The sequence below is a fragment of the Enterococcus sp. AZ170 genome (genome assembly GCF_050545135.1).
Classification (GTDB): Bacteria; Bacillota; Bacilli; order Lactobacillales; family Enterococcaceae; genus Enterococcus_L; species Enterococcus_L ureilyticus.
The window spans coordinates 119,274-135,378 of sequence record NZ_CP172947.1 but is presented as its reverse complement, the minus strand read 5'-3'; the positions used below and the strand labels follow the sequence as shown (position 1 = coordinate 135,378).

19 protein-coding genes are annotated in these 16,105 nt (G+C 33.1%); 4 read left to right on the top strand and 15 right to left on the bottom strand.

From position 1 onward, the window contains the following. Positions 1-32: 32 nt before the first annotated feature. The 3 genes from IGJ55_RS00635 to IGJ55_RS00625 all read right to left on the bottom strand — a co-directional run bounded on the left by IGJ55_RS00635 (position 33) and on the right by IGJ55_RS00625 (position 1,984). On the bottom strand, positions 33-236 hold the full coding sequence (locus IGJ55_RS00635) for a hypothetical protein (protein ID WP_430607067.1): 204 nt from the start codon (positions 234-236) through the stop codon (positions 33-35). 355 nt (positions 237-591) lie between these two features. Next, positions 592-1,194: a protein adenylyltransferase Fic gene (fic, locus tag IGJ55_RS00630; RefSeq protein ID WP_069640192.1), complete on the bottom strand. Its 603-nt coding sequence runs from the start codon at positions 1,192-1,194 to the stop codon at positions 592-594. Between the two features lie 190 nt (positions 1,195-1,384). Further along, a complete protein-coding gene (locus tag IGJ55_RS00625; RefSeq protein ID WP_111246957.1) occupies positions 1,385-1,984 on the bottom strand; it encodes a site-specific integrase in 600 nt (199 codons plus the stop codon). Between the two features lie 258 nt (positions 1,985-2,242). On the opposite strand from IGJ55_RS00625, the gene IGJ55_RS00620 reads away from it, so the two are divergent. Further along, positions 2,243-2,929 (top strand): hypothetical protein, encoded by a 687-nt coding sequence (locus IGJ55_RS00620; protein WP_430607064.1) that lies wholly within the window; start codon positions 2,243-2,245, stop codon positions 2,927-2,929. Here the strand turns inward: IGJ55_RS00620 and IGJ55_RS00615 are convergent. The 3 genes from IGJ55_RS00615 to IGJ55_RS00605 form a co-directional block, all read right to left on the bottom strand. Continuing rightward, on the bottom strand, positions 2,816-3,691 hold the full coding sequence (locus tag IGJ55_RS00615) for an IS3 family transposase (protein ID WP_430608100.1): 876 nt from the start codon (positions 3,689-3,691) through the stop codon (positions 2,816-2,818). The genes IGJ55_RS00620 and IGJ55_RS00615 overlap by 114 nt on opposite strands. Then, positions 3,661-4,236 (bottom strand): transposase, encoded by a 576-nt coding sequence (locus tag IGJ55_RS00610; protein WP_430606831.1) that lies wholly within the window; start codon positions 4,234-4,236, stop codon positions 3,661-3,663. The genes IGJ55_RS00615 and IGJ55_RS00610 overlap by 31 nt, the downstream gene beginning before the upstream one ends. 1,355 nt (positions 4,237-5,591) lie before the next feature. After that, on the bottom strand, positions 5,592-5,999 hold the full coding sequence (locus tag IGJ55_RS00605; protein ID WP_430607063.1) for a DUF2871 domain-containing protein: 408 nt from the start codon (positions 5,997-5,999) through the stop codon (positions 5,592-5,594). 355 nt (positions 6,000-6,354) lie between these two features. Between IGJ55_RS00605 and IGJ55_RS00600 the strand changes: the two genes are divergently transcribed. Then, positions 6,355-7,836, top strand: a complete 1,482-nt coding sequence (locus IGJ55_RS00600) for a MucBP domain-containing protein (protein ID WP_430607062.1) — start codon at positions 6,355-6,357, stop codon at positions 7,834-7,836. Between the two features lie 343 nt (positions 7,837-8,179). On the opposite strand, the gene IGJ55_RS00595 is transcribed toward IGJ55_RS00600, so the two are convergent. The 7 genes from IGJ55_RS00595 to IGJ55_RS00565 form a co-directional block, all read right to left on the bottom strand. Next, a complete protein-coding gene (locus IGJ55_RS00595; protein WP_429951349.1) occupies positions 8,180-8,521 on the bottom strand; it encodes a hypothetical protein in 342 nt (113 codons plus the stop codon). Beyond that, positions 8,521-9,963, bottom strand: coding sequence for a hypothetical protein (locus tag IGJ55_RS00590; protein WP_430607060.1), 1,443 nt, complete (start codon positions 9,961-9,963; stop codon positions 8,521-8,523). The genes IGJ55_RS00595 and IGJ55_RS00590 overlap by 1 nt, the downstream gene beginning before the upstream one ends. Next, positions 9,947-10,339, bottom strand: coding sequence for a hypothetical protein (locus tag IGJ55_RS00585; RefSeq protein ID WP_430607058.1), 393 nt, complete (start codon positions 10,337-10,339; stop codon positions 9,947-9,949). The genes IGJ55_RS00590 and IGJ55_RS00585 overlap by 17 nt, the downstream gene beginning before the upstream one ends. Then, positions 10,339-10,626: a TIGR04197 family type VII secretion effector gene (locus tag IGJ55_RS00580; protein ID WP_429951357.1), complete on the bottom strand. Its 288-nt coding sequence runs from the start codon at positions 10,624-10,626 to the stop codon at positions 10,339-10,341. Before IGJ55_RS00580 ends, IGJ55_RS00585 begins: the two co-directional genes overlap by 1 nt. Before the next feature lie 361 nt (positions 10,627-10,987). Then, the gene (locus tag IGJ55_RS00575) at positions 10,988-11,254 is read right to left on the bottom strand and encodes a type II toxin-antitoxin system RelE family toxin (protein ID WP_429951359.1); all 267 of its coding nucleotides are present in this window, start codon (positions 11,252-11,254) and stop codon (positions 10,988-10,990) included. Then, the gene (gene relB, locus IGJ55_RS00570) at positions 11,255-11,479 is read right to left on the bottom strand and encodes a type II toxin-antitoxin system RelB family antitoxin (protein WP_429951361.1); all 225 of its coding nucleotides are present in this window, start codon (positions 11,477-11,479) and stop codon (positions 11,255-11,257) included. A gap of 185 nt (positions 11,480-11,664) precedes the next feature. Then, positions 11,665-11,901 carry a hypothetical protein gene (locus IGJ55_RS00565; protein WP_429951363.1) on the bottom strand — a complete coding sequence of 79 codons (237 nt, stop codon included), beginning with the start codon at positions 11,899-11,901 and terminating at the stop codon, positions 11,665-11,667. Positions 11,902-12,082: 181 nt separating this feature from the next. Between IGJ55_RS00565 and IGJ55_RS00560 the strand changes: the two genes are divergently transcribed. Next, positions 12,083-12,583, top strand: a complete 501-nt coding sequence (locus IGJ55_RS00560) for a transposase (protein WP_430607055.1) — start codon at positions 12,083-12,085, stop codon at positions 12,581-12,583. A gap of 346 nt (positions 12,584-12,929) precedes the next feature. Here the strand turns inward: IGJ55_RS00560 and IGJ55_RS00555 are convergent, their stop codons facing one another. Then, the gene (locus tag IGJ55_RS00555) at positions 12,930-13,976 is read right to left on the bottom strand and encodes an alcohol dehydrogenase catalytic domain-containing protein (RefSeq protein ID WP_429951365.1); all 1,047 of its coding nucleotides are present in this window, start codon (positions 13,974-13,976) and stop codon (positions 12,930-12,932) included. 533 nt (positions 13,977-14,509) lie between these two features. Between IGJ55_RS00555 and IGJ55_RS00550 the strand changes: the two genes are divergently transcribed. Beyond that, the gene (locus tag IGJ55_RS00550) at positions 14,510-14,971 is read left to right on the top strand and encodes a MerR family transcriptional regulator (RefSeq protein ID WP_429951367.1); all 462 of its coding nucleotides are present in this window, start codon (positions 14,510-14,512) and stop codon (positions 14,969-14,971) included. Positions 14,972-15,648: 677 nt separating this feature from the next. Here the strand turns inward: IGJ55_RS00550 and IGJ55_RS00545 are convergent. Beyond that, positions 15,649-16,044, bottom strand: a complete 396-nt coding sequence (locus IGJ55_RS00545; protein ID WP_429951369.1) for a hypothetical protein — start codon at positions 16,042-16,044, stop codon at positions 15,649-15,651. Between the last annotated feature and the right edge of the window lie 61 nt (positions 16,045-16,105).

Here is a 16,105-nt window from a genome sequence, read left to right as displayed (position 1 = left end):
ATTCCTCCTAATTATCCTTTTTGGTATTCCGTTTAGTCCTTTGTCTCAATGTTTCTTGAATTTATTAAATAAGCTGTATGTAAATCTTGTGAGTATTGAACGTAACCACCTGAATGAAAAGATTCTTCCATTCCGTATTCTTCTGCTTCTAAATAAGCCAGTGCTTTCTCCTTAGTTTTGAATTTGCTAAATGTTGCATTCATACCATCATTATATATCTCAGTGACTTGCCACATAATTTATCCTCCTTCAGTTTATTGATCCTTTTTCAAATTGACAATGCTGCTTCATTCCTTTAACATTAAAAATAAGGGAACAAGCCTTTATACCGAAAACGAGCGTTTTCGATAATTTGCATAATTAATGATTCAATGATAATGAAATACTGGTATTACTGGAAGCTGTCCTAGTTTTGGGGCAACTTTTTTATTTTACCAAAAACGGCGTTTTAGGTAATCACTAGATTGCTTGTTCAAGACAATACCTCAGTTTAAAAGTTGAAATGAGCTTAGAATCTCTCTACCATTAACGTAGTTTTACCGGATATAGATTTAGATATAAGTTTTGGTGATATTTTGTCCTTTTCACTGACTACAAGTCTTCAGTATTGAACTCTGTGTATCCTTCGTAGTAATAACTAACATCAATACCTTTCATGTATGTTTCACGATCATTTACTGAATAAGTTAGTGCTTGCTTAATTAAATGAGAAATTTCCAAATCCTTTACAGGACTACGCTCCATTGCAGAAAGATAATCTTCTTTGTTAATCAGATTCCAATCGATTACTTTTTTTATTTCTTGTTTAAGAATCAAGTCTAGCCATATTCTTGTACTACGACCATTTCCCTCACGAAACGGGTGTGCAATGTTCATCTCCACATATTTTGCTACAATTTCATCAATAGTAGATTGTGGCATTTGATCAATATGATTTAAAGAAACGTTCAAATACATCACCGGCGCAAATCGAAAATTCCCTTTAGCAATATTTACCGTCCTCATTTCACCAGCGAAATCATAAATATCTGAAAAAAGGTATCGATGAATAGCTGCTAGCCCTTTGAACGTTCCTACTTCTAGTTTGTTAATATCACCACTATCGTATAATTTCTTTGCATTCGATTTACTGATCTTTTCTTCTACTCTTGCTAATTCAACTTGGTTTGTAATGCCTAATTTATTTTCTAACATATTTCCTCTCCTAGCCCATTCTTAATTTTCAAACCAATGATCAAATTTTTGATCATTTAGTTACTGTCGCTTCTTTAATTGAACTATCTACGGAAATGATCAAAGTCTCTACCGTATTCTATCTATAAAAAATCGGCAAATTTCCAAAAAAATGACGTGTTTCTTCTATTATATAGTAAATAATTACACCCTATAAATCTAAACTCATTACGGCAGTATCTTTATCTTCTTGTGTGATCCCAATATAGCGTAATGTCTCACGCTGCGATGAATGATTTAATAATTCTTGAATGATCTCAATATGGGTTCCATTCTTGTAAAGAAAATAACCAAACGTCTTTCTCATCGAGTGGCTGCCAATATTTTTCATCCCCATACTTTTAGCTGCTTTACTCAAAACATCCCAAAGAGCTTGCCGGCTTAATGGCTGATCATTTCCTTTTCGGCTTGGAAATAAAAAATGATCAAATTCATGATTTGCTACCTGAGTTGGAAAAGAGTCATTCGCATACTCTAAAATCTGTTTTCTCAATTTATTCGAAATAATAATGGAATTGTGTTTTCCGGTCTTTTGCTCTTTCATTTCTAATCGTTCTTTCGCGATCACCCGACCACGAGAAATAATTAGCACGTCTGATAATTTTAATCGACGTAAATCTGAAATGCGATAAGCGGTATTTATTCCAATAGAAAATAGTAACATATTTCTTGGCCCCATTTTTCCAGAAGACAAAATGGCCTTCATTGCATCGATTTGCTTTTTTTCTCTGATTGGTTGGACAATTTTCATGTAAAAATCCCTCATTTTATTAATATGACTTAATCTTATTATACTACATATTTAGTCTTATTCAAACAATCTATAAATCTAAAGGGCTACTCATATAATGAATAACCCTTAGAGCCATCTATCTTTGGCCCATTTCTTTGAATACGACACAACATACTTGTGTCACATTCATAAAAATCATCTATTTTGGCTAAATTATTTTAATTTGCAATAGTTACTATAACACGTTATAGTAACTATTGAGAAAGGAGTTTTTTTATGACGAACATAAAAACGATTGAAGAAGAAATTGAAAAAATTCTCATTAAAGATAAGCGCTCCTGGGTACGATTATTTGAATTGATCAGAGAAGTTGAATTAGGTGCTTTATGGAAACCAGAACATTTATCCTTTACTCGTTGGATCAGACACTTGGCGTATGAATCTGGTGTAACCGAGTCTTTAATATGGAAACGGAAAAAAGCTGGCGAAATTTATTCCGATTATCAAACCAGGGCAAAAAAGAAAGGATTATCTGTCCCAAGAATCGAAGACGTCGAAGTTAGCCCAGATAATTTTGAACTAGTAGAAAAGATCAGTCAGGGAAATAAAGATATTAAAGACGATTTAATGGATAAAGTATTGCATCGAGAGTTAAAACGATCTGATTTAGTAAGTGCTTGGAAATCAGTCAAAACAATTAGACAGAATGATCCCGGCAGCATAATCAAAAAGAACAGCCACTCTGAAGTTAGCTGCTCTGAAAAAGAAAAAGAGATAGCGCTATGTAGTGACCCCAAAAAGTTAGACTTTTTTCGGAGTAGAGAAATCTACTCCGTTTTTTATTCGTTATTAAGCTGCTTTACTTTCGGCTATTCGAAACTGTACAGGACTTTTCCAGTTCAGTTTCTTTTTCATTCGTTCGTTGTTGTAATAATAGATATAGTTATCAATTGCCATTTTTAGTTCTTCAAAACCAGAATAGGTTTTCCCGTGATAAATTTCTTGTTTTAAAAGACTAAAGAAGTTCTCCATGATTGAGTTATCTAGACAATTGCCTTTTCGAGACATACTTTGAAAAATGTTCTGTTTCTTCAGTTTATAGCTGTAAGCTTTCATTTGATACGCCCAACCTTGATCTGAGTGAAAGGTGCGACGATAAGGACAATCATTCGTCAGTCTGATTGCTTCTTCTAATCCTTCCATTATTGCCAGTGCATTTGGTTTTTCTGAGATACGATAAGAAAGAATTTCACTATTATACATATCCATAAAAGGATCTAAGTATAACTTTTTTTGACGAATGATTCCTTTGGGATCACAATCAAAATACTTTAATTCTGTTGTATCTGTCGTTATTTTTTGATGACAAACACTCGTGTAAAAGCGACGTTGGATTCGGTTCTTGGCAATCGTTCCAACTTTTCCACGATACGAGCTATAGCGACGGGATTTCCGTGTATAAGAGCGGACTTCAATCCTTAGCTTTCGAATTAAGCGTTGAACTTTCTTTTTATTCACGTGGAATCCTCGGCTCCTTAGTTCGTTCGTCATTCGTAAACAGCCGTAATCTTTATGCTTTTGACGAATATGAAGCATCTCTGTTTCAATTTCCTGATTTGGATTTTTTCGGTCAAATCGTTTTTGCCAATACATAAAGGTTGATTTAGAAAAATTCAATGCTTCAAGAAGCTCAACTAATTTGAACTGTCCTCGGAGGCTTGCGATGATTCGCGCGATTGATTCACTCGTCGTTGTTGAGCTTCCTGTTTTCGCAGCTTCCTCAGTTCTTTTAAAAAGGCATTTTCAATTTGAAGAGTACGAACCTGCTTTTCTAATTCTTTGATGCGATTCTGTTCTTCTAGCGTTTCTTTCATTAAATGCTTCTTTGTCTGTTCTTCTTTTTTTGGCACGGTAGATAGACGCCCTTTCTCTTTTGAGAGCCCATCGATTCCTTCTTTTCGGAATTTTCGCATCCAGTTGGCAATAAGAGTTGGATTATTCATTTCAAGAATATTGGCAACTTCACGATAGGAGAGCTCACTTGTTTGATATAACTCTATCGCATTTAGCTTGAATTGAACAGAATAATTCTGATTTTGACGTTTTCGTAAAAGACCTTCTTCACCAAATTCTTGATAAGCATTGATCCACCTATGGACTTGTTCCGCCGCTTTAACCCCATGCTTATTTGCTAAAGCTTGTATTCCTCCTTTCCCTACCAGATATTCTTGAACAATTTTTAGTTTAAGTTCAAAGCTATATTTAGACATAAAAATACCGACCTCCAAAAAATTAGATTTTTGGTCTAACTTTTTGGGGTCGGTTCATTATCTGTTTCAGACATCGCTATCTCCTTAACTTATAGTTCTTGGCTAGATCACTTTCCTGATGTTAATATGAACAATTTTACCGCTCACTCTCGAAAAAAAGTTTATAAGTTGTTCCCTAATTTTTCGTTTTACTCATCTTTAAGTGATCGATTACATACTATAGACTTTTTAGTTATTCAAAATTATACTAGCAAACCACATCAATTGAATTTGCACTCTATTGAAGTCATTCTAACTGAAGAAGATCTTCACCGGTCTTTCAGTAGTAGACAATACCAGCAACATATGAATTATTTATGGATTGTGATTCCTTCTAATATAAAAGGAGAAATTGGTTCAAAGGTTTCTGAAGACTACGGAATACTTGAGTTAGAAAATCAGAGAGTCTCTACTATCTTAAAAAAACCCATTTATTCATCTGCAGTGAATAAGTTTGATATCTTTCAAGGTACTTTAATCAAGTTACTCTAAAAATTTTATTTCATTTTTTGGGAATCTTTTTGTTTTAACCTTTTTTAGCATGAAATTCTGTTTGCTCTACACTTTTTGTATTAATGAGAAATCCGTGATTTTTTAATGTATAATAGAAGAAAAGTCTGGAGAATTTTTCCTTTAGACTCTTTATAATACTTCATCTAATTCTTTGGTTTTTAATAATTAAGGCTCTCTAGTAGAGTTTTTTATTAGTTCATACATAGTGAAAATAACAAACATTGTTAAAACTATCAAAGTCAACCTGTTAGATTCATAGGAAATAAAAAAAGAAATTTGAATTATTACTGGTTAGCATAGTTACTTTCTCTTAACCAAGAGTGTATTCAATTATGCTATATTCCAAATAATATGGATACCAATTGCTATCCATACTAAAATTGAGAGGTATGTTACTCTTGAAAAACTATTACAATTAAGAAAACATATAGTATCATTCAGAGAGTCGCCGGATTTTTTCCTAGCCCATACGCTTCAAAATAAATCATCCCATCATAATACCTGCTAATAAGTAGTGTATTATGATGGGATGGGGTTAATCCTATGAAGTGCAACATCCGCTCATTTTTCAGTCTCAATATAACATAAAAATCCGCAATACATAGCTTCTTTTAAAACTGATATAGTAAAATACCAATTAATTTTATAAATAAGCTGAATACTATGATTTTTTTGTTCCCCAATTATTAACTTTCCAGCTCCTTCTTCATTCGATAAATGGTCATACGGTTTGCACCAGTCATATTTTAAATAGGCGTGATTAGAAACCCTCTCAAAAATTAAATCTTTGATCTGAATATGAACTAGTCATCTAATTCAACTGAATCAAAAAGAACATTAAAAAAATAACCTAATCCAATAGTTAATAAAACATGTCCCAAACCAGCAATACCAGAAATAGCAGCACCTAGTGACTTACCTAAAACAGTCAGAGTTCCATTTATAATCATGACTAATAAAGTTATACCTAAGCCACTGTTATAAATTGCAAAAAATTTTTTATAGTTTTTATGCCTCGTTAATTGAAAATTTTTTTCTAATAGCAGGACAATCAAGAAAAAAAACATGCCCAATACTAAAATGTGAGTATGTAGGGTACTTAACTGTGTCTCCTTAGAATAGTTAAAAAGCTTAGTAAATTCCCTATAATAGACACCCGAGATCAAACCGAAAATCATATAAAACATGCTTACACGTACTAATTTTTTCATTATATCTCCTTATTATTTTTTTATAATAAATTATACCATACTTTAAAAATTAAGTAATTATTTTTTAGGAATAAGAAGAGTCAAGGATAATCTATCTACAATTTATAAATGTCCTACCTATATGAAAAATGAGTGTTTATGGAACGAATAAAACTTTTATAAATTGTAGATATTTTTGTCTATTTTCAATCATGTCAATTTTTGTAGACTATACCATCTGTTTTTAATACATTTCTTGTTTTATTTATTAATTTTTTATTTAGCTATTTATCTTTAACTAATATTATTATATACTATGTATATAATAATATATATATAAGGAACGGATGGGATTTCTATTAAAAAAATTAATATTGTGTTAGCAATTTTTGTATTGTCTTTTCAATTTATTCCTTCAGGAATTGTTTTAGCCGAAAGTACTGTCCAAGAACAGTCTATTCAAGATAACGATAGAATAGAGTTACCTAATGATACGGTAACTCTCAATGTTGGTAATATTTTCTCTCCTGAAAATTATGCTACAGCTTTCAGAGGTGACCAAGAAATACCTTATGGAGATGGTGAATTTACTGCTATTTTTAATGATGTAGATACCTCTAAAGCAGGGACTTATACGATTACTTATAGACTTGAAAATGTCATGGCTGGAACATTTATTGATAAAACTATGACTGTTATCGTTCAAGATAACGATAGAATAGAGTTACCTAATGATACGGTAACTCTCAATGTTGGTGATATTTTCTCTCCTGAAAATTATGCTACAGCTTTCAGAGGTGACCAAGAAATACCTTATGGAGATGGTGAATTTACTGCTATTTTTAATGATGTAGATACCTCTAAAGCAGGGACTTATACGATTACTTACAGACTTGAAAATGTCATGGCTGGAACATTTATTGATAAAACTATGACTGTTATCGTTCAAGATAACGATAGAATAGAGTTACCTAATGATACGGTAACTCTCAATGTTGGTGATATTTTCTCTCCTGAAAATTATGCTACAGCTTTCAGAGGTGACCAAGAAATACCTTATGGAGATGGTGAATTTACTGCTATTTTTAATGATGTAGATACCTCTAAAGCAGGGACTTATACGATTACTTATAGACTTGAAAATGTCATGGCTGGAACATTTATTGATAAAACTATGACTGTTATCGTTCAAGATAACGATAGAATAGAGTTACCTAATGATACGGTAACTCTCAATGTTGGTGATATTTTCTCTCCTGAAAATTATGCTACAGCTTTCAGAGGTGACCAAGAAATACCTTATGGAGATGGTGAATTTACTGCTATTTTTAATGATGTAGATACCTCTAAAGCAGGGACTTATACGATTACTTATAGACTTGAAAATGTCATGGCTGGAACATTTATTGATAAAACTATGACTGTTATCGTTCAAGATAGCATACTTGGTGCTGATGTAACCATTCACTACCAAGATACAGAGGGAAATACAATTGCTCCTGATGTTGTGAAATCTGGTAATATTGGAGACCCTTATTCTTTTGAACAATTAACCATAGATGGCTATACATTTAAAGAGGTTAATGGGAATCCAAACGGAACATTTACTGATACAGCTCAAACTGTGACTTATGTTTATACGAAAAACACGATTAATCAGCCTTTAGAACCGACTAAACCTTCTGAATCATATACAAAACCAGTAGTTAAAGCAAAGACAATTAATTCAGCTTCTACAACAGCCACCTTGCCACAAACAGGTGAAACAAACTCACCTTTATTAACAGACGTTGGTGCAATGATACTGCTTGCAAGTGGAGCATATATATTAACTTTTAAACGTAAAAAAAGTAACTAATCAAGTTATTTAAATAGTAAGTTCACATAATCTCAATTACCCCAAGTACCCCATGTATCAACCGATACATGGGTTCTCTTTATGAATTAAAACTGTTCTACCTAAACAGCCAATGGTATCCCTCACTTTATCTCCAAGAACTGTTGTAAAATTCGAAAATAAGGAAATTCACTCTTTGATATTTTTGTCCTCATTTTTTGTTCTTTTGTCGAATTTAAACTCTCTGTTGTAGTTGTCCTTTTTCACCTAAAACCAATGTTTTTGGTATACGTATTTTTACATTAATTCTTTACTAAAAAAAATTGTACAGTAACTATTGAATTTTTTGTCTATCCTCTTTTCTTCAATTGGTGTCTTCATCCCATTCAGGCAACTGTTTAATAAACTGTGCATGAAAATCATACAACTGTTCAAATTCAGTATTTAAATGACCATATATTCCAAGTAATATTATTAACTGTTCTTTAAACATCTGATTACTATTTAATACGTTTAAGTCAACATCAACATCTATAGACTTTATCGTAGCAATAGTTTGCTGCAATTCCTTTAAATCGTCTTCAATCTCTTCAAGTACGTCTTCTTTTAATTTTTTTATTGGGAAATCTGAAGTATATTCTTTTTTGTTTTTCTTGTCTATTTCTTCATAAAATTTTACTAAAGTCTTCCAATCAGCATTTTCCACTATTTTAAAACCCTCCCTAAAGCTTTTCTGGTTTTATCGGCATTGACACTTCCGTCTAAATTCAAAACTTTTTCTAACTTACCGCTGCTATTAAAAACTTCTAGATGATCTTTGTGCATCCCGTCTAAATAAATTTGATCCCCTTTTTTTAATCCATATTTTTTTAGTTGCTTGTCATCTACTTTATAAACTTGCTGCCCATCAACTATTTTTCCATTTTTTGAAACATTATCTTTTATATTAGATCCAAATTCCGTTTCAAAAAACTCTTTCATATTCGCAACAGCATTGTTATCTGGTTTGTAAGAATAGCCATCACCTAAACTACCCCAAGCACTTGTAAACACACCAGTTCCATGACCAGATATTGCTAATCCACTTGCATTAATTGCAGGAACAGCAACTACTCCTGCACCACCTGAAAAGACAGTGAACGCTGCTGAACCACCAAAGGCCCATATTCCTCCGCCGATAAACTCTGCTCCACCTTGTACTAAAGAAGTTAAGTCTGCTACAAATTGCCCTACAGCATAATTTTTTGTTCCTGAAAATTCTGCGCCAAATTTTCTTTCCCCAAACCATTCATTTAATAAAGATTTACCATTATTATTAGCCAACTGATCAATAAATCCAGACCCGAAGCCTTTAATCATATCTATGTTTTGCGTCCTAATAGATTCTTGCAATGTACTCGTTAATTCTGCATCAAATTTTCCATCAACATACACACCCAAGACATTCCCATATTCATCAAATTTTGTTATAATCTCTTGATTTGCAAGAGTATATGCTTTTACTTTAGCATCAATTTTTTTCTGGCGATCTCCCCAACGAGTCGCAATTGGCTTTGCCCAATTCATGTCTAATTTCTTGATATCAAACGTCCCTGAAGCAGCATTCCATGCTTTACAGTCCTTCACTTGGGCAAGACCTTTGTCTAATTCCTGTTGTGACGAGTTGTATTCATCAAAGTAGCTTGCTGACTGCGCACTGTATGCACGAAACTTTTCTAGCTTCTCTTGTCTCTTTTGCATGGCTTCGTAGGCATTCATCGATCGTTTTTCCAAATCTGGTCTAGGTGTTTTCGCATCACGTATTAGTTCGTCAATCGTATGCAATAACGCCCTGTAGTCGTCAATTTCTGCTAAGATTTTATCCTCATCCATATCCATACCACTAACCGTTGATTGATACTCACTTAGAAATTTCTTGTGGGCATTAGCTAATGCTTCACCTGTCATAATAATAGACTGGCAAATTGGCGTGTAGGCAACCATAAAGTAACTCTTTGCAGAATCATAGGCTTTACTGGATAAAGGGGCAGATAGAAACGAACTTACGCTTTGTTGTAAAGAAGCGGCCGCTTGTTGGGCTTGTGTACTAACTTGTGCAGCCTGTGAGCTTCTCGTTTGTGCTTCTGATACACTAAATTTTAGTCCCACTAAGATTCTCCTTTCCTTCCGATTTTAAGAAAGTTCGTTGATCGAAACGGACAGAATCCTCTTGCTCTAACAAGTTCTTACGATCTTGTGCCAATTGTTCTTGTTCTTCTTCAAATTCCTGTAATGCTTTGCGTGACAAATGAAATCCCTCGTCTTGTCGCTCTTCAAAAAAGGGTCTTTCTTCTGGATCTACTTCATTCAACGAATGTTCATATAGTTTGTGTTCTTGTTGTTGCACCCTATAAAAGCGTTCTTGTAATTGTTCAATGAATCCTTGCTCTTTTTTATTCTCTCGTTGTGCTTCTTGAAGTTCCTCCAATTGATTATTGAAACGATATTTTTTATCGTCAAAGAGTTGTTGTGCTGTTAATTTCATTATCTCAGCCCTCCAAAAGAAAGAGTCGGTAACTGAGCAATTTTTTGATCAATCTGTTCAAACTCTTTGGCGACAGAATGAATGTTGTCCCCTGCTTGTACAACACTGTTAGAGATCCCTTTTAGACTGGATTGAAAGGTTGAAAAACTCTGTATTGCTGCACTATTTCCTGCAACGTTGGTTTGTCCTGAACTAACAGAGACAGAAATTCTATTTAATGCGCTTGCAGATTGGCTGAATGAAGCTGACACGCCCCCTGCTACACTGGTTGTGCTATTAATAGACAATTATAGCCCTCCTTTTGTAAAATACAGTTTGCTATCATTAGTTTAAATGATTACAACTAAAAAGGGAAGACACTTTGACATTATAGAATAAAAATAAGCATCTAGAAAAGAACTCTAATTATTTGTAAAATATCTATTCCCAATAACGAATGTTTTTGGGAAACGTACATTTTAGAGAAACTGACACACTTTTATTGTGTCAGCTCTATTATTGTTTAAATTATGATTGTAACTTTTGATAGTCTAACATCCTGATTTTTATTGATCGATTTTATGTGATCGATACTTTTAAGTTTTGATAGTTTAGCTTTTAAAAAAATGAGTAAGACAATCTCACTCATACTTTTTATTAATCTGAAAATTAGTATATCTTTCTTCTATGACCCACTTCTAATGCAAGAACAATTAATTCATTTTCTTCTATTTTACAAATCACTCGATAGTCACCAATTCTGTATCGCCACTTTCCGTTGTGATTTCCAACAAGTGATTTTCCAAATTTTTTTGGGTTATTAGTATTATCTATATTTTTAGATAACCATTTCAGTATCATTCTTGCAGTAAACTTATCCAGCTTTGCTAATTGTCTGTCAAATTTTGGTGTAGTTTCTACTTTATAGTTTGGCAATTAATCTACCTCATACTTTTTCAAGAGATTTGCTAAAGGATTACTTTCTCTAGTTTTTAAGTATTCTTCATAAGCAAGATCTCCAATATGTGCATCATAGCTATCTTCTAAACTTTCTAAAGTAGACGTTCTTAACAAATCTGATAAACTTTTGCCTTCAAATTTTGCCATTTCATCAAAAAATTTCTTTTCCTCATCGGAAACACGAACAGTAATAGTTGCCATATTTAGACACCTCTTTCTTCATTAGTATACTTAAAGTATATCATGAACATAAACGCGGGTAAACACATTTGTGTTCACTGTTTAATAAAGCTAAAAATATTCTGTCCCAAAAACAACTGTTTTTGGTATAGCCAGTAATAAAAAGAAAAGCTCTTTAGAAAGAACCTTTCTTTTTAAGCATCAAATTAGTAAATCATTAGTTCTTCTTTTGTTAACGTCTGAATTTCAAACAGCATTGGGTTGATTCTTTGTCTCATTTCTTCATACTCTACATAGTAATCTTTTGATTGCACTTTAGTCACTTTCACTTGAGTAAATATTCCTTTCAACAGGAGTACATGCTTTGTTTCTAAATTCAAAATACAAACTGATCCTCGAGGATTTGCTTTTAAACAAGAGGCAATTAAATCTTCATCATCCATACAAAATAGCACTAAATAGTTATTCAGCTTTTAACAGGTTTTCCAAAAAGCTTGAACCTCTGGAAATCTCATCGCATTTGTTGTAATGAAACTTTTCCAGTACTTTAAAGAGCAAAAACTCGCTTATCAAAAACATAGACGGATTTTAGGGCAACGAAACAGTTACTCTAGAGATGATCACATGAAAAACGGTCAATTGAAAGCAGGCTATAATCTTCAAATCGCCACAAATAGCCAGTACATTTTAGGTTACGACCTTTTCTCAAATCCAACAGATACACGGACATTGCGCTCTTTTTTGACCACTTTAAAAGAGCGTTTCTTTGAACTGCCAAACTATATTGTCGCAGATGCTGGCTACGGATGTGAAGAAAACTATCAAGCGGTTTTAGAGGATCACGAGCGAACACCACTCATTACTTATGCTATGTATCATAAAGAACAAAAGAAAAAGTTTAAACAAAATCCGTTTCTTCCCGCAAACTGGTTGTACCAAGAATTAGAGGATGCGTTTCTTTGTCTAAACGGACGGAAAATGAGTTTTAGAAATTATTCTATTCGTGCAGATAAATATGGATTTAAACGGTATTTAAAACGGTATGAATGTGAAGACTGCTCGAATTGTCCTCTTCGAAGCCAATGTATAAAAGCGAAGAGTGACAAGAATCGTGAGATTCAATAGAACATGAACTGGGAATACTTTAAAGCAACGATTCAACAGCTGCTTTCGGACATTTGAAAGCTTGTTTAGGCTTCACTCGTTTCTCTGTTCGAGGAAAACAGCAGACACACAATAAAATTGGTTTCACGTTAATGGCAGGAAATTTAAGGAAATATAGGCTAAGTAAGCCAGAAAAGAAGAAGGACTCTCCCAATAATCTAAAAATAGAAGACTGAGAATCATTTTTTACGATTTTCGGTCTTATATTATAAGGTTCATGGGACTTACGTCCAAGCTCTTTAGAGAATTAATATGTCATTGTGTTGAAGATTCATCCAATTTAGTTGCTTTTGTAAAACTTGTAATCTTATTTAGATACAACAACCATTGATTTAATTGTTTTACGGTCTTGCATGTCTTGATAGGCTTGATTAATGTTATCTAAGTTATACATTTGTGTGAAAACACGACCAGGATTGATATTGCCATCTAAAACTTCTTTTAAAAGAAATTGTTTGTTATACGTCGTTACAGACGCAGAACCACCAGCTATTGAAATATTTTGTGCGAATGTTGAACCCAGTGGTCGATTATTGTAATGTGGTACTCCTACATAACCAATTCTACCCCCATTGCGAAGAACTCCAATGGCTTGTTCAATAGCAGATTCTGTTCCCACGCATTCAAGAGCAGCATCTGCACCACCACCAAGAATCTCACGGACTTTGTTAATTCCTTCTTTACCACGTTCGGCTATGACAGAAGTAGCTCCTGAATCGAGTGCCATGTTCTGGCGATCTTTGTGTCGGCTCATAAGAACAATTTGAGAAGCACCACGCATTTTCGCAGCAATCACAGCACACTGACCTACCGCACCATCACCGATAACAACAACTTTATCACCTTTTTTAACATTAGCACAACGCGCTGCATGATATCCTGTCGGCATCACATCTGCTAAAGTTAATAGCGACTTAATCATACCTTCTGTATAATCTGATGGTTGACCAGGAATTTTGATCAAAGCCCAATTTGCATAATGGAATCGTATATATTCCGATTGGAAACCATTAGACCAGTTAGTAAAACCTTGATGACGATCACATGTACCGTCAAACCCTGCGCGGCAAGCCTCACATTCACCACAGCCGTGAGTAAATGGCACAATAACAAAATCTCCAGGTTTTACAGAAGTGATGGCAGAACCAATCTCTTCAACTATCCCAAGAGCTTCGTGTCCATCGTTGATTGAGTGTGCTTCTTTGTTGTCACCATGAGAATATGACCATAAATCAGAGCCACAAACACACGCACGGACAACTTTGATAATAACATCATCTTCAGCTTGTAAATGTGGTTTGTCCACTTCTTGAACTGTTACTAGACCAGCTTTTTCAAAAATTGTAGATTTCATATTAATAGTACCTTGAACTACCGAATACACATAAACGCTAAATTATTCGGAATTCTTTTCCTTTCAACTTTAATATATTAACTAATATTTTTACTTAATTCAAATACATAGTAACCATTCCTCTTGAACTTGTATAGCCTATACTAACTGCAATTGCTTGAAGGTAGTTTTCATAAGAAACATCACATTGGATAGCAATTACTTTATAATCTAAATCTCCTAAATCTGACCTTCATTTTTTTATTTCTATCAACTAAAGTACAGCTAGTTCCTTCTTTAGTTAATAATTAGACCGCTTTCCTCGCAATTCCGTCTTTAACTTCAATTACAATGAAAACTCTATTTTTTTTAAATCATTAAAATTCCTCCTTGTTTTTTACATATATTAAGCGCAACAGTCAAATTAATATATATACAATTTTTCAGTACTCAATTTGAATTAGTTATTGACAAATTTCTTCGCCAACTTTATATTAAGTTTACACTTAATAGTCAACTATCAGTCAAGTTTTTTAAAATTTAGGAGGATAAGAATGTACCTAACAATTAATGATATTTCAAAAAAAACTGGTTTGACACCGTACACTCTACGATATTACGCAAAAGAAGGACTATTCGATTTTGTAGAACGTAGTTCTAATAAAATAGGTACAAGAATGTTTAAGCCAGCTGATTTAGAATTCATCCATATTATTCAATGCTTAAAAAGTACTGGAATGTCTATTAAAGATATAAAATCCTTTGTAGATTGGACTATGGAAGGTGATTCTACAATTAACGAGCGACTGACAATGTTTAAGGAGAGACAGAAAAAAATCGAAAAACAAATTAATGAGTTACAAGATGTTCTAAATGTAGTCAAATACAAATGTTGGTATTATGAAACAGCCAGCGATTTAGGGACTTGTTCTATTTACGACTCAATTGAATCTAGTCAAATCCCTGAGAATATGATTGAAATAAAAAATAGGTTAAATGACCTTCATAATGTTTAAAAAAATATTAAAAAATTTATTATTTTCATCATTTGTAGAGATAAAATTCACTCAAATTATCATACAAATTTCTTAAAAATAACAAGATTAGTAATATGAATCGAATAAATATACTTCTTACTTAGTTGTTCTAGGTTGGAAGTTTGTTTTATTGGTGCAAAATAACGTTTAAAAACTGCGTAATTTATCTTTTAATGTGACAATCCTTGTTTTTGATTCAAATTAGAAAATACATGTCTCGAAAACGAATATTTTTGGGGATCACCCAATTAAGAAAATCTTACTCAACGTGCTTCAGTCAGAGTTGCATTTTTTTATACTTGAACAAATAAAAAAGAAGTTGAGTTATATCAACTTCCTTTAAATTTACTAATTAGATCAATTCGACAATCATCAGATAAAAGAATGTCGCTAGAAAATATAAAATATACGAACCCGTGACCATCCTGCTAAGATTAACATTTTTCCACTTACCAGAATGTGATTTTTGAAAAGTAATTAGCAACATTAATATCGTAATCAAAAGTACACAGATACCTCTGAAATCGAAAAACATGTTCCATAGTTGTGAGTGTGTTGATATTTTAGTTCTGGGTAAAAAATAGTAAATAACAATAGCTAAATTAATGCCAAAGATATAACCTTTACTAGTTTTAGCCATACTGTTCTCCTCATTTCTAATAAACTAATCGCCATTGTTCCTCTGCAGAGTTTACATTTTGAGAGACTGTTCTAATGAAGCGCCCAGAATACTGATCATACAAATCGTATTGAGCTGTATAAGAAACATTTCTATGATAAATATGATATGTCCTGCTAGCCCCTAATGCACCAATAGTTTGTGTATACCAATAATACCATCCAGAAGTTACTCTGTAATTAGTTTGTCTATGATTTTTTGCAATATATCCACCTCTAGGCATAGCTTGAAGTGCGTTCTCATTTTCTTCAACTTGAACCACTGTTCCACTTTCAACTAATGTCTCTACTTCTTCTGCTTTTGCTGACGTTGGAAACGCAAGCACTGTCAACGAAATACCCAACAAAACACTAAACAATAATTTCTTTTTCATAATGTAACCCAATTTCTATTATTTGATAATTGAATTATACAATGAAAACGTATTCTTGTAA